The sequence below is a fragment of the Chryseobacterium cupriresistens genome (genome assembly GCF_046614675.1).
Taxonomy (GTDB): Bacteria; Bacteroidota; Bacteroidia; order Flavobacteriales; family Weeksellaceae; genus Chryseobacterium; species Chryseobacterium cupriresistens.
Map to the genome: position 1 here is coordinate 853,072 of NZ_JBKKJT010000001.1, position 13,907 is coordinate 866,978.

Consider the following 13,907-nt stretch of genomic DNA (forward strand, 5'->3'; position numbering starts at 1 on the left):
GAGAACACAGAGCGGCACAATAGTATTCATTAAATGTAATTTATTAAAATTTATTCATGAATAATTGAATTATTAATAAAATTTTTGTCTCAATTTAATAAATTAACAAATAAAAAATCGATATGTTATTTTTTTAAAATTAAAATTCATTTTACAACTTTTATTTTTCTTTTATTAATGAGCATTTTCCATTATATACAATGTATTACATAATATATTATATACAAAGTCTAAATATTCCTTAAAAAATTTTGTTTTTCGTAATAAATTTTTTATTAGATTTGACATTCCACAATCAAATTTAATATTTAATATGAAAAAACAATTAACGCTGATTGGAATGCTCCTTATTTCGGGTATTTCTTTCGCACAGACTGACCGTCTTTGGTCTGAAGGTTCAAAAAGAACTTCATCAGAGATCTTTGAAAACAAAACCAGTATCAGCAATCCAAAGGTTTACAACCTGGATATCAACGGATTGAAAAACATTCTGGCAAAAGCTCCCAAAAGGCTGGCTGCAGGCGAAAAATCTGAAATCATTATTTCTTTTCCAAATTCTGAAGGCAGAATGGAAAATTTTAAAGTGAGGGAGAATTCCAATTTTGCCCCTGAGCTGGCAGCCAAATATCCGGACATCAAATCCTATGTGGGACAAGGTCTGGATGATCCTAATTCCACAGTCTATTTCAGTGTTTCTCCGCTAGGACTGTCCTCCATGGAAATTTATGGTGATAAATCGGCCGTTTTCATCGAGCCTTACACCAAAGATCTTTCTTCGTATGTAGTATACAGAAAATCTGACAAAAAAGATGATCTCAACAAGTTTGAATGTACAGTGGTAGATGCCGCACAGAAAGGAGTTTCCAATTCTTCTCTTGCTGCAAGACCTAATGCTGATGATGCCAAACTGAGAACATTCAGACTGGCACTGTCCTGCACAGGTGAATACACCACGTATTTCGGAGGAACAAAAGCTCAGGCTTTAGCAGCGATGAATACTACAATGACCCGTGTAAACGGTGTATTTGAAAAAGATTTCGCAGCGAGAATGGTTCTTATCGCCAACAATGACGCTGTCATCTACACCAATGCATCTACAGACCCTTATTCCGCAGCTTCAGGAATGAGCAACTGGAATTCCCAGCTGCAAAGCACTTTAACGTCTGTAATTGGAGAAGCTAATTATGACATCGGTCACTTGTTCGGAGCTTCCGGAGGTGGAGGAAATGCAGGCTGTATCGGCTGTATCTGTACAAACGGATCAAAAGGAAGCGGATATACCTCTCCGGCAGATGCTATTCCTTCGGGAGACAATTTTGATATCGACTACGTAGCTCATGAAATGGGACACCAGTTCGGTGGAAACCACACCTTCTCCATGAACAATGAAGGTACAGGTGCCAATATGGAGCCAGGATCAGGATCAACAATCATGGGTTATGCAGGAATTACCAGCCAGGATATTCAACCGCATTCTGACGCATTTTTCCATGCAATAAGCATCCAGCAGATCACCAATAATATTAAAGCTAAAACCTGCTCTGTTAATACCAACACCGGAAATGCAATTCCTACAGCTAATGCAGGATTAGATTATACCATTCCAAAAGGAACTCCGTTTGTTCTTACAGGTACAGGAACAGATGCTGACGGAGATTCTTTAACCTATATCTGGGAACAAATGGACAACGCTTCTTCTTCCCAGACAGGAGCAAGTTCCGCTGCAAGTGCTACAAAAGCTTCAGGACCTAACTTCAGATCATGGACTCCTACTACTGCACCGGTAAGATATTTCCCAAGAATGGCTTCTGTTTTAGCAGGTGCCACCACTACCGCAGGTTCTGAAATCACAGTTGAGGCTCTTTCTTCAGTTGCCAGAACATTAAACTTCAGATTTACTGTTCGTGATAACAAAGCAGGAGGTTCAGGAAATAATTCCGATGATGCTGTTATCACTGTTAACGGAACTGCCGGACCATTCAATATCACTTCACAGAACTCTGCAACAACATACGCCGGAGGAAGTTCTCAGACAGTAACATGGAATGTGGCAGGAACTACAGCCAACGGTGTAAATGCTGCTAATGTGGATATCCTCTGGTCAACAGACAGTGGAAATACATGGACTACTCTATTGGCAGGAACTCCGAATGATGGCTCACAGGCAGTGACCATTCCTAATGCCAATACAACGACAGGAAGAATTATGGTAAAAGGATCAAATCACATTTTCTTTGATGTTAACAATGCTAACATCTCTGTAAATGCAGGTTCCGGAACTCCTGACACGGTTGCTCCTACAGCTCCTACCCTTGCTGCTTCAGGAACTACAGCTACAACCACTAACCTTTCATGGTCTGGAGCTACAGATAATGTTGGTGTTACCGGATACGATGTATACCAGGGAGCTTCATTAATTGGTTCTACGGCTTCTACTACATATACTGTAACAGGACTTACACCGGCAACTACGTATTCTTTCTCTGTGAAAGCAAAAGATGCGGCAGGAAATGCTTCTGTTTCCAGCAACACCGTAAGTGTTACAACTCTTTCCGGAGGAACAGTTACTTATTGTTCTTCTTCGGCCTCAAATACAGCAGATGAGAGAATTGGAAATGTGACATTCGGATCTATCAATAATACGTCTACAGGAACTGCAGGATACGAAAACTTCACTTCAGTTTCTACCAATGTTACAAGAGGAAGTGCTTATACAATTTCCATTACTCCGGTGTGGACTTCTACAAAATACAGCGAAGCCTACGCAGTTTATATTGATTATAACGGAGACGGAGACTTCACAGACAGCGGAGAGCTGGCATGGACAAAAGCAGGTTCTACAACCAGCCCTGTTACAGGATCTATTACAATTCCTGCTACTGCCACAGTTGGATCTACTAGAATGAGAGTAATGATGAAGTACAGCTCAATTCCTACATCTTCATGTGAAGCATTCACTTACGGACAGGTGGAAGATTACACCCTTAATATTGTTTCTTCAGGAAAAGGAGATCTTCATAATACAAATGATCTGATCACGGATGTGAAGCTTTATCCAAACCCTGTGAGAGATATACTATATATTTCCAATACAGCATCAGAAGATTATAAGATCTTCGATATGGGTGGAAAACTAATTGACTCAGGAAAACTTCAAAGGGGCTCTGTGAATGTAAGCAACCTTATCAAAGGAGCTTATATGATTCAAATTGGAGAATCTTCTAAGAGATTTATTAAAAATTAGTAACGAATAGACTTTTTAAAATTAAACGATGTGAAAAACCGTTCTGCACAGAACGGTTTTTCTTTTTTTTAAATTTTATACCATCTCTCACTTTATCACCTTTTCGTATCGGTATATCCGATAAAAAATTCATATAAAGAATACATTTTCAGTAAGTTTTTTTAGTATTTTTGCCGAAAATACATGTAAGTGAAAAAACAATTATTGATGACGGGAATGCTCGCATTGTCGGGTATTTCTTTTGCACAGACCGATCGTTTATGGACTTCAAGCTCCATTAAAATATCCTCTCCCGTTCTTGAAAATATGTCAGTTTTTGAAGATCCGCAGCTTTTTCATCTGAATATAAGCGGATTAAAAAATGTATTAGCAAAGGCTCCAAAAAGATTAGCAGGGCAATCCGAAGTCATTATCTTTTTTCCCAATTCAACAGGGAGAATGGAAAGTTTCAGGGTAACGGAAAATTCTAATTTTGAACCGGAACTCGCTTCTAAATATCCGGATATCAAATCTTATATCGGTGAAGGTGTCGAAGATCCTGCTTCAAAAGTTTATTTCAGCATCTCTCCTTTAGGATTATCTTCTATGGAAATCTACAAAGATCAATCTGCCGTTTTTATTCAGCCTTATACCAAAGACCTTTCCACTTATATTGTTTATAAAAAGTCTGACAGAAAAGACCATTTGAACAAACTCGAATGTACAGTTTCTGATGCTGCTCAAAAAGGTAATTTAAATGTCGTAACCCATAAAAATGCGGATGATGCTACATTAAGAACGTTCAGACTTGCACTTTCCTGCACAGGAGAATATACTTCTTATTTTGGAGGAACAAAAGCTCAGGCTTTAGCAGCCATGAATAATACCATGACCCGCGTGAATGGTATTTTTGAAAATGATTTTGCAGCGAGAATGGTCCTGATTGCCAATAATGATGATCTTATCTATACCGATGCCGCTACAGATCCTTATTCTTCCTCTTCACAAATGAAAAACTGGAATCTGGAGCTGATGAACAATCTGAGCTCTTCCATCGGAAATAATAATTTTGACATAGGACACCTTTTTGGCAGAGACGGTGGTGGCGGCAATGCAGGATGTATCGGATGTATTTGTGACAATGACATGTCTACTTACCAAAGTCAGGGTATAACCTACCCAAGCAGCTATAAGGGAAGCGGATACACTTCTCCGGCCAACGGTAATCCTTCGGGAGACACTTTTGATATCGATTTTGTAGCTCATGAAATGGGACATCAGTTCGGCGGAAATCATACATCTTCTTATCGCGTTGAACCGGATTTAAAATCTGTGGAGCCAGGTTCAGGATCTACCATTATGGGCTATGCGGGTGTCACCAGTTATGATGTTCAGAATAACTCTGATCCGTTTTTTCATGCCATAAGCATTGAACAGATCACCAATAATATCAAAGCAAAAACCTGTTCTGTAAATACCAGTACCGGTAACTCAATTCCTACAGCCAATGCGGGTCCTGATTATATTATTCCTAAAAGTACTCCTTTTATGCTTACCGGATCAGGAACTGATGCTGACGGAGACCAGCTTACCTATATCTGGGAACAGATGGATAAAGGAACTTCTTCTGAAACAGGAGCTAATTCTGCAGCACAGGAATCAAAAACTCGGGGGCCAGTATTCAGATCATGGAGACCTTCAGCTTCTCCGGTAAGATATTTTCCGACAATGTCCTCCATTCTGGCAGGTTCTCTCAAAACAGCAGGAACAGAAATAGATGTTGAAGCACTTCCTTCTGTAGCCAGAGCTTTAAATTTCAGACTTACTGTTCGCGATAATAAAGCCGGAGGCGGAGGCAACAATTCTGATGATACAAAACTCACTGTTGATCCGGCAGCCGGACCATTTATGATAACCTCACAAAACACTGCTGTTTCTTATGTAAAAGGAAGCTCACAAACGGTTACATGGGATGTAGCAGGCACTACAGCAAATGGTGTGAATACCGCCAATGTAGATATCCTCTGGTCAACAGATAACGGCAGCACATGGACGACACTTTTGACCGGAACTCCTAATGATGGTTCGGAGAATATTACAATTCCTGATACTTTAACCAACTCCGGAAGAATAATGATCAAAGGAAGCCATCATATTTTCTTTGATATCAATAATGCCAATATTTCTGTAAAAAATTCTAATGAAGATGCTGCTCCATCCTCTACAGAAATCAAACTGTATCCCAATCCTGCAAAAAATATTCTTACCCTTACCAATACCAGTAATGAAGAATATAAAATCTACGACATGTCCGGCAGGCTTGTAAGTGGAGGAAACCTTGAAAGCGGAACGGTTAATGTCAATAAACTAACCAATGGAACTTACATCATCCAAATCGCAGGATTTACAAAACAATTTATTAAAAAGTAAAAAATAAAGTTCAAACAATAAGCTGCTCATTTGGGCAGCTTTTTTATTTAGTGAAATACAAAATATGATCTTAAATCTATTTATCATTACAATTAATTTCAGAATAATAATTTATTTTAGATAAAACTACCAGCATTTAAGTTTTTTAATTTAAATTTATCGCATAACAATATTTCATTGTACCGTTTACCCAGATTGTATTTAAGGGAGCTCCAGATCGTTTTTGACATCTGATGTTATTGCTTCTTTTGAATTTATTTTGGCATGAATTGGTTATTTACGGTCAAAAATCACATTATTAATCCAGATTCCGGTCCTTAAAATTTCTGCTATAGATTGGAAAACATCAGCAATACTTACGTCAGTATTTACTTAAGATCTTTATCAGGAAAACGATGTTTCAAAAAGGTACCCTTCAAATACCTCTGTAATTTTAAAATATTTAAAATTTTTAATATGAAACATTTATTTAAGTACATTTTTTTTCTAGCCATTACTTCGTTCTCGGTTGCCTGTAGCTCTGACGATGATGAAGTAATAGACGTCAATCCGGATGTGACCACCGTATTCTACAAAAATGCAGATGAACTGGCAGTAACCTATGACTCCAATAATTCGGTAAGCCAAGCCATAAGAAATCAAGCTTATGATTTATACAAAAGAGGAAAATGGAGCGAGCTGGAATCTCTTTTTAAGGCTAATAATTTAAATGGCGGATGGCCGCCTGCCAACGGAGGTTATAATATTGTTGATGATGTTCCTTTACAGGTTGGGCAGAAGTTCGACAGATACAGCGGTGCAGTCGGCAGTTATAACGGAACCGGGGTTCCTACATTAGGAGGAAGCTTTACAAGCCCTATCATCAACGGATATGTTTATACTTTTACACAAAGAGCTCTAAACCAGCCTGAAGACAAATACGATTTTTATTATGAAATTGATGTACTGAACAACTCCATGCAGTTTAAAACCCAGACAGCAGACATTATTCCGTGGTTCAGCCAGGCAGGAAAAGGTAAACAAACGATGTGGAAAATTCCTCTCGATATCAATACAGGTTACCAGAAAACATGGAATAAGCTGGCAGAAGAAGGCTATATTAAAATTACCATTAAGAGAAGCCCAAGCGGAAAATATCCTAACTTAGCAGGCACAGTTATTCAGCCATAAATCTGCTCAGATGTATTCATTATCAGAAAAAATAAACATTACCGGGAAAGCTTCTGTTGAAAAAAACGTCTTTATCAATGATGAAGCTCTCCCATCAGCAACAACCACTTTCACCTGCTCTCATTGCGGAAACAAAAATAGAATTGCAATAGCACCTTATGAATCAGGATTTCCTGTTCTGCAGCTGTATCATGAAGATAAAGTAGTATCTAAAAATGAATTGCTAAACCACGGAATGATCAACGGAACCTCTCAAAGAATGTTTCATTTCGGAGAATTGACAGTCAACGATCTGCCAACTTTATATTTTGGAACCGACTGTTCTTCCTGTCATTCCAGGTTCATCTGTCTATTCAGCTATGGAGAAAAGCAGCCGGGTTTGATGATACTTACCATCTCCGGAGTCTGGAAATATGAAGAATCTAAATAATTGAGTATAATTGAATCACTTCAAAATAAAACCACAATTTTTACAGTTGTGGTTTTTTAATTTTCATGGATAAAATTTCCCCATTGATAATACAGATTTTTGCAGTTTTTGGTTTAAAGATAGGATTGTATATTCAAAAACATTTTCCCAGACACTTTATTTTTACATTTCCTGCTGTACATTTCACATTTTGCAAATCCTTTTCTATCTTTGTGGGAAATAAAAAAATTCATGGATAAAATTGATAGTCTGAACCAAGTAGCAGAATTCCATACTACTTTCAAAGCCCCTATTTTAGATACCCCACAAATTCCTTCTCCGGAAAGATGCAATCTGAGAGTAGAACTTTTACAGGAAGAATTAAACGAACTGAAGCAGGCAATTGCTGACAATAATATTGTAGAAATTGCTGATGCATTGTGTGATCTTCAGTATGTTTTGAGTGGTGCGGTACTGGAATTCGGACTTGGCAACAAATTTGTAGAGCTATTCAACGAAGTTCAACGCTCCAATATGTCGAAAGCATGTGATAATGAAGAACAGGCAGAGGAAACTGTAGAATTTTACAAAGCGAAGGAAGTAGAATCTTTTTATGAAAAGTCCGGAGAAAAATTTAATGTTTACAGAAAGGCAGATCATAAAGTATTAAAAAACAAATACTACTCTCCTGCTGATTTAAAATCAATTATCGAAAAATAAAATATGAAAAAAATTATTACCAATATTGTTGCCTTTTCAACCTTGTTTTTGGCTTCACAGCAGCTTACTGCACAAAAAGTAGTGGTAAACCGTGAAGTTGAAACCCAGAATGATGGCAAAATGCTTTTGGGAAACCAGTTGAAAGAGCAGTTTTTAAAAGCTCCTTATGCAGATTGGTATGTGAAAGAACATGATGAGTATGTTCTTGATCAAAAGGCAGTCAGTGAATTAAAAAAAGAGAAAATCGGAACCTATGATATTATCGTTTTCATGGGAACCTGGTGTGAAGACAGCCACAGAGATTTTCCAAGACTGATGAAAATATTGGAAGCCGTAAGTTATCCGGAAAGTAAATTGAATATTATTGCTGTTAACCGTAAGAAAGAATCTCCTACCGGGGATGAAAGTCTTTACAATCTTCAGAAAGTTCCTACCATTATCCTGAAAAGATATGGAAAAGAAGTGGGCAGAATTATCGAAATGCCTACGACAGGATATATTGAAAGGGATTTGGTTCAAATTCTGAAAAAGAACGATTCGTCTGTTATCAAAGAAATTTTTAAATAGATTTTGAGAAATTATAGAACAATATTATCTTTTGCTGCAGGTGCCGGCGCAATGGTACTGCTCTTTTTTGGCCTGAAATCCTGCCTGAACCTTGGAAATAAAACTGAAAAGTCAGATTATTATATCCTGACCAATCAGATTTCCAAGATGAATAAGATGGTGGTCATGGAACAGAATACATCCAGCATGCAGAAAACCAAAATGGGTTATGAGGTTTTTGGAAAAGAAGTTTCCAGCAACAGTATTATTACCTACACAAAGACTAATGCACAGGTTTCTTATGATCTCAACAAAATGAAGATTGAAGTAGATTCCATCAACAAAAAGCTGGTGATTACCGAGCTTCCTGATGCTGAAATCAGAATTACACCTAGCGTTGAAATTCAGTCTTTGGATGATTCTTTTTTTAACAGGATTTCGGAGAAGGATATTAAAAATGTTACCGCTAAAGCTAAGGAAACCGCAGAGAAATCAATTGATCAGAATCAACTGAGAAGTGAAGGCCGCAAACAACTCATGGAAAACCTGAATAATATTTTTGTTCTGGCCAAGGCTTTGAATTATGAAATAGAAGATAAAACGGGGAAAATTGGTATTCTGGGACTTTAGGTTAAAATATTTCTGTTTGGCAAACCCTTTGAATGATACTATCCATATTGTTTACATTTAAAATTCAAACTCATGGATACAAAAGGAAAAACCACCAGGAAAGAATCTGCCAATACCGCAGAAACCCAAAAGCAAAATCAGGATTTCCAGAATATTCCTGCAGCATCAAAAAAGACCAATCCACCTGATATTGACAAAGAAGATGTTCAGAAGTCTTCCAAAAACAAATCAGGAAAAACGGATAACACAAAAAAATAAAAGAGCTTTTAAGGCTTTATTATAAGGAAAAACGAAAAGTTCCGTCTCATACGAGGCGGAACTTTTCTTTCTAACTATCTAACTGAACTTTTGTTTCTATACAATGGTCGATTTTCCGATCTTAATATTTTCAAAATTGTAATAAGACTTTTCAGAATATCTGATATGATCGGCAATAAAGCTTCCCACTTCACTTGTGGAGTAATACTGTTTGCTATTAAGATCGATTGTGACATACTTATTCTCAATAGCATGCTCTACCGACTGTCTTAATTTTTCGGCTGCGGTCTTTAAACCAAGATGATCCAGCATCATCGCCACACTTAAAATAGAAGCAACAGGATTGGCAATTCCTTTCCCTTTCGCCTGTGGATAAGATCCGTGAATAGGCTCAAACAAAGCATTCTTCTCTCCTACTGAAGCAGATGGTAATAATCCGATAGAACCTCCGATCACACTTGCTTCATCGGAAATAATATCACCAAACATATTTTCCGTTACAATGACATCAAAATGCTTAGGATTAAGGATCAGCTGCATGGCTGCGTTATCTACAAACATATAATCAAGCTCCACATCCGGATATTCCGGTGCAATTTCCTGACACGTCTTTCTCCACAATCTTGACGTATCCAAAACATTGGCTTTATCGATAAGCGTAAGCTTTTTCTTTCTTTTCTGCGCTTCCTGAAATGCCATATGCGCAATCGGAATAATATCTTCACGGCTGTATTTGCAGACATCATAAGCGTAAGCACCTTCCGGATCTGTAAATTTTTCACCGAAATAGATTCCGCTTACCAGTTCTCTGAAAATCTGAATGTCAGCGCCTTCAATAATTTCTCTTTTCAATGGGCTTTTATCAATGAGAGAGGCATAGGTTTTTAAAGGACGGATATTGGCAAACAATCCTAACTCCTTGCGAAGTTTCAATAATCCCTGTTCAGGTCTTACTTTCGCTTCCGGATTATTATCAAAAACCGGATCACCAATAGCTCCGAACAGTACAGCATCAGACTCTTTACAGATTTTCAGCGTTTCTTCGGGCAAAGGATTTCCAGTTTTAAAAATAGCCTCTGCACCGATTAATCCATATTCAAAATGGAATTTACATTGAAAAGCTTCAGCAATAGCATCTAATATTTTAATGCTTTCACCGATGATTTCCGGGCCAATCCCATCTCCGGGAAGAACCGCGATTTTAAAATAATTGTCGCTCATTTGCTTTTTGTGTTTTTAATTCAAATTCTGTGATCGTCTGCTTTCTGCTGATTAAAAAATCAATATCGTCATAGCCGTTCAGCAGGCATATTTTTTTATAAGAATCTAATTCAAAGGTTTCTGTGGTATCTTTAAAGCTGATGGACTGTAGTTCTACATCAATAGCGATTTCATTATCAGGATTTTCATTGATACCCTCTAAAATTTCTTTTAAAAATTCTTCGGAAACTTTTACAGGAAGAAGCCCGTTATTCAAAGCATTTCCTTTAAAGATATCTGCGAAATAACTTGAAACAATGACCTTGAATCCATAATCCGTTAAAGACCAGGCTGCATGCTCACGACTGCTTCCACAACCGAAATTATTTCCTGCAACAAGAATCTCACCACCGAATTTGGGATTGTTTAAAACAAAGTCCGGATTAGGTTCCCCAGTATGAATATTGAATCTCCAGTCTCTGAACAGATTCTCTCCGAACCCTTTTCGGTCTATACTTTTCAGGAATCTTGCCGGAATAATCTGGTCTGTATCTATATTTTCTGCCGGCAGTGGAACTGCGCGGGATTTTAAAACAACTAATTTTTGCATTTACTTTTAATCTGTTTAGTTTAAACTTTCAAAAGCTGATATTTTACCTTCTATGGCTGCTTTTGCTGCGGTAAGCGGGCTGGCAAGAATTGTCCTTGAACCTTGTCCCTGTCTGCCTTCAAAGTTTCTGTTGGAAGTGGAAACACAATATTCTCCTTCCGGGATTTTATCATCATTCATCGCCAGACATGCCGAACATCCCGGCTGACGAATCTGAAATCCTGCATCACTGAATATTTTATCCAAACCTTCCTCATAAATCTGTTTAACCACCTGTTGAGATCCGGGAACAATCAGCGCTTTTACAGCCTCAGATTTGCTTTTCCCTTTAATATACTGGGCTGCAGAACGGAAATCTTCTATTCTTGCATTGGTACAGCTTCCTATGAACACATAATTAACCTTGATACTGTTAACTGCCTGTCCGGCTTCCAGTCCCATATATTGTAAAGCTTTCTCTTCAGATTCATTTTGCGGTGCCGGAATCACTTCGCGGATTGAAATCCCCATTCCTGGATTAGTACCGTAGGTAATCATAGGATAAATATCCGAAGCATCAAAGCTGAGTTCCTGATCAAAAACAGCGCCTTCATCTGTTTTCAAGGTTCTCCAATAGGCTACTTTTTCATTCCAGTCTTCTCCTTCCGGGGCGAATTTTCTTCCCTTTACGTATTCAAAAGTAGTTTCATCCGGAGCAATCATTCCGCCCCTCGCACCCATTTCAATACTCATGTTGCAGACCGTCATTCTTCCTTCCATTGACATTTCTTCGAAGACATTACCTGCATATTCGCAGAAATATCCTGTTCCGCCGTCTGTTCCTATTTTTGAAATGATATAAAGAATCACATCTTTAGGCTGAACATTTTCGTTTAATTTACCATTGACGGTAATTCTCATTGATTTCGGCTTGTTCAGTAATAAACACTGGCTGGCAAATACCTGAGCTACCTGGCTGGTTCCAATCCCAAAGGCAATTGAGCCAAATGCACCATGGGTAGAGGTATGGCTGTCACCACACACAATGCTCATTCCCGGCTGGGTAATCCCTAATTCCGGAGCGATGATATGAACAATTCCCTGATATTGATGTCCCAATCCGAAAAGTTCAATATTATTTTTTTTACAGTTTTCTGTAAGCTGTTCTACCTGATTTCTTGAAAGATCATCTTTAATAGGCTGATCCTGATGCAAGGTAGGTACATTGTGATCCGCGGTAGCTACAATCTGTTCCGGTCTGAAGATTTCCAGATTTCTGGATTCAAGTTCTGCAAAAGCCTGAGGGCTGGTTACCTCATGAATAAGATGTTTGTCGATATAAATGATCTGAGGTCCGTCAGGAATGGTTTCTACCACATGGGCGTCCCATACTTTATCAAAAAGTGTCTTTTTACTGTTGTTCATTGTTTACTTTATCTTGATTTAAATCAAACCTATCCTATTTTTCTGGCGAAAGAATCCATCATAACACTCAGATCATCGTTGTCTATTTCTTTTTTAAGGTCAGCGATTTTCAAAAATTCCTGATACAGATAATCAAGTTCATTTTTGGTAACCTCATAACCGATATGCTTGAAACGGTAAGCCAATGCTGAACGTCCGCTTCTTGCTGTAAGAATGATTGAAGAGGCATTCACACCTACTTCTGCAGGATCTATAATTTCATATGTTTCCCTGTTTTTAATCACCCCATCCTGATGAATTCCTGAGCTGTGAGCAAAGGCATTAGCTCCTACGATGGCTTTGTTTGGTTGTACAGACATTCCCATCAGATCAGAAACCATAGCACTCATTTCATTCAGCATTCTGGAATTCACATCAGTATGCAGATTCAGATTTTTATGCTGTTTTAAAATCATGACGACTTCTTCCAGTGCTGTATTTCCTGCCCTTTCACCCAATCCGTTGATCGTACATTCAATCTGGCGGGCTCCATTAATTGCTCCGGCAATAGAATTGGCAGTAGCCAGTCCCAGATCGTTATGGCAATGACATGAAAGCACTGCTTTTTCAATTCCCTTTACATTTTCTTTAAGATATTTTATTTTCTGACCATACTCTTCCGGCAGGCAATATCCTGTGGTATCAGGAATATTCAGGACAGTTGCTCCTGCTTTGATCACCGCTTCACACACTCTCGCCAGATATTCATTATCCGTTCTTCCTGCATCTTCAGCATAAAATTCAACGTCTTCAACATATGTTTTCGCATATTTTACTGCTTCTGCTGCTCTCTCAATAATATCTTCTCTTGTTGAGTTGAATTTGTATTTAATATGAGAATCCGAAGTCCCGATTCCTGTATGGATTCTTGGTTTCTTTGCCAACTTCAGCGCTTCTGCTGCTACATCAATATCTTTTTTGTTCGCTCTTGTGAGTCCGCATACCTTTGCATTTTTCACCAGTTTTGAAATTTCTGAAACTGATTCAAAATCTCCCGGGCTGGAAATCGGGAATCCTGCTTCAATGATATCAATTCCTAATTCGTCAAGCCTTTCAGCAATAATCAGCTTCTGTTCCGTATTCAGTTTACATCCCGGAACCTGCTCCCCATCTCTCAGTGTCGTATCAAATATTTCGATTTTTTCGGAATTCATAAGTGAAGTTTTTTACTTAATTTTGGATCAAAACTACAGCTTGCGATATTTTTTCTTTTTCACTTTTTCTGAAAATTACAATATTCAACAGCTTAGAAAACAATTATATTTATT

At 38.0% G+C, this 13,907-nt stretch carries 12 protein-coding genes; 8 read left to right on the plus strand and 4 right to left on the minus strand.

Features of this window, described 5'->3' with window-relative positions:
* Window positions 1–313: 313 nt before the first annotated feature.
* From ACLI50_RS03995 to ACLI50_RS04030, 8 genes are all read left to right on the plus strand, one after another.
* On the plus strand, window positions 314–3,244 hold the full coding sequence (locus ACLI50_RS03995) for a reprolysin-like metallopeptidase (protein WP_411413209.1): 2,931 nt from the start codon (window positions 314–316) through the stop codon (window positions 3,242–3,244).
* A 189-nt stretch (window positions 3,245–3,433) separates the two neighbouring features.
* On the plus strand, window positions 3,434–5,653 hold the full coding sequence (locus ACLI50_RS04000; RefSeq protein WP_411413210.1) for a zinc-dependent metalloprotease: 2,220 nt from the start codon (window positions 3,434–3,436) through the stop codon (window positions 5,651–5,653).
* A gap of 456 nt (window positions 5,654–6,109) precedes the next feature.
* Window positions 6,110–6,823, plus strand: coding sequence for a hypothetical protein (locus tag ACLI50_RS04005; RefSeq protein ID WP_411413211.1), 714 nt, complete (start codon window positions 6,110–6,112; stop codon window positions 6,821–6,823).
* Window positions 6,824–6,833: 10 nt separating this feature from the next.
* Window positions 6,834–7,253 carry a hypothetical protein gene (locus ACLI50_RS04010; protein ID WP_343638573.1) on the plus strand — a complete coding sequence of 140 codons (420 nt, stop codon included), beginning with the start codon at window positions 6,834–6,836 and terminating at the stop codon, window positions 7,251–7,253.
* A gap of 231 nt (window positions 7,254–7,484) precedes the next feature.
* A complete protein-coding gene (locus ACLI50_RS04015) occupies window positions 7,485–7,952 on the plus strand; it encodes a pyrophosphohydrolase domain-containing protein (RefSeq protein WP_110008830.1) in 468 nt (155 codons plus the stop codon).
* A 3-nt stretch (window positions 7,953–7,955) separates the two neighbouring features.
* The gene (locus ACLI50_RS04020; protein WP_202840171.1) at window positions 7,956–8,519 is read left to right on the plus strand and encodes a TlpA family protein disulfide reductase; all 564 of its coding nucleotides are present in this window, start codon (window positions 7,956–7,958) and stop codon (window positions 8,517–8,519) included.
* Window positions 8,520–8,522: 3 nt separating this feature from the next.
* Window positions 8,523–9,128: a DUF4230 domain-containing protein gene (locus ACLI50_RS04025; protein WP_227944270.1), complete on the plus strand. Its 606-nt coding sequence runs from the start codon at window positions 8,523–8,525 to the stop codon at window positions 9,126–9,128.
* 72 nt (window positions 9,129–9,200) lie between these two features.
* Complete coding sequence (locus ACLI50_RS04030; RefSeq protein WP_062669731.1) at window positions 9,201–9,386, plus strand: hypothetical protein; 186 nt, start codon at window positions 9,201–9,203, stop codon at window positions 9,384–9,386.
* 96 nt (window positions 9,387–9,482) lie between these two features.
* Here ACLI50_RS04030 and leuB read toward each other — a convergent pair whose 3' ends face one another.
* From leuB to ACLI50_RS04050, 4 genes are read right to left on the minus strand one after another with little or no spacing between them, the layout of a single operon-like run.
* Window positions 9,483–10,607, minus strand: coding sequence for a 3-isopropylmalate dehydrogenase (leuB, locus tag ACLI50_RS04035; RefSeq protein ID WP_110008826.1), 1,125 nt, complete (start codon window positions 10,605–10,607; stop codon window positions 9,483–9,485).
* On the minus strand, window positions 10,588–11,196 hold the full coding sequence (gene leuD / locus ACLI50_RS04040) for a 3-isopropylmalate dehydratase small subunit (protein WP_062669734.1): 609 nt from the start codon (window positions 11,194–11,196) through the stop codon (window positions 10,588–10,590). Before leuD ends, leuB begins: the two co-directional genes overlap by 20 nt.
* Before the next feature lie 15 nt (window positions 11,197–11,211).
* Window positions 11,212–12,600: a 3-isopropylmalate dehydratase large subunit gene (gene leuC / locus ACLI50_RS04045; protein WP_216444644.1), complete on the minus strand. Its 1,389-nt coding sequence runs from the start codon at window positions 12,598–12,600 to the stop codon at window positions 11,212–11,214.
* Window positions 12,601–12,629: 29 nt separating this feature from the next.
* The gene (locus ACLI50_RS04050; protein ID WP_082798676.1) at window positions 12,630–13,793 is read right to left on the minus strand and encodes a 2-isopropylmalate synthase; all 1,164 of its coding nucleotides are present in this window, start codon (window positions 13,791–13,793) and stop codon (window positions 12,630–12,632) included.
* Between the last annotated feature and the right edge of the window lie 114 nt (window positions 13,794–13,907).

Bases quoted from the DNA above. Each gene is read 5' to 3' on its own strand.
- ACLI50_RS03995 (WP_411413209.1), top strand. From the start codon at position 314: ATGAAAAAACAATTAACGCTGATTGGAATGCTCCTTATTTCGGGTATT.
- ACLI50_RS04005 (WP_411413211.1), top strand. From the start codon at position 6,110: ATGAAACATTTATTTAAGTACATTTTTTTTCTAGCCATTACTTCGTTC.
- ACLI50_RS04010 (WP_343638573.1), top strand. From the start codon at position 6,834: ATGTATTCATTATCAGAAAAAATAAACATTACCGGGAAAGCTTCTGTT.
- ACLI50_RS04015 (WP_110008830.1), top strand. From the start codon at position 7,485: ATGGATAAAATTGATAGTCTGAACCAAGTAGCAGAATTCCATACTACT.
- ACLI50_RS04020 (WP_202840171.1), top strand. From the start codon at position 7,956: ATGAAAAAAATTATTACCAATATTGTTGCCTTTTCAACCTTGTTTTTG.
- ACLI50_RS04030 (WP_062669731.1), top strand. From the start codon at position 9,201: ATGGATACAAAAGGAAAAACCACCAGGAAAGAATCTGCCAATACCGCA.
- leuB (WP_110008826.1), bottom strand. From the start codon at position 10,607: ATGAGCGACAATTATTTTAAAATCGCGGTTCTTCCCGGAGATGGGATT.
- leuD (WP_062669734.1), bottom strand. From the start codon at position 11,196: ATGCAAAAATTAGTTGTTTTAAAATCCCGCGCAGTTCCACTGCCGGCA.
- leuC (WP_216444644.1), bottom strand. From the start codon at position 12,600: ATGAACAACAGTAAAAAGACACTTTTTGATAAAGTATGGGACGCCCAT.
- ACLI50_RS04050 (WP_082798676.1), bottom strand. From the start codon at position 13,793: ATGAATTCCGAAAAAATCGAAATATTTGATACGACACTGAGAGATGGG.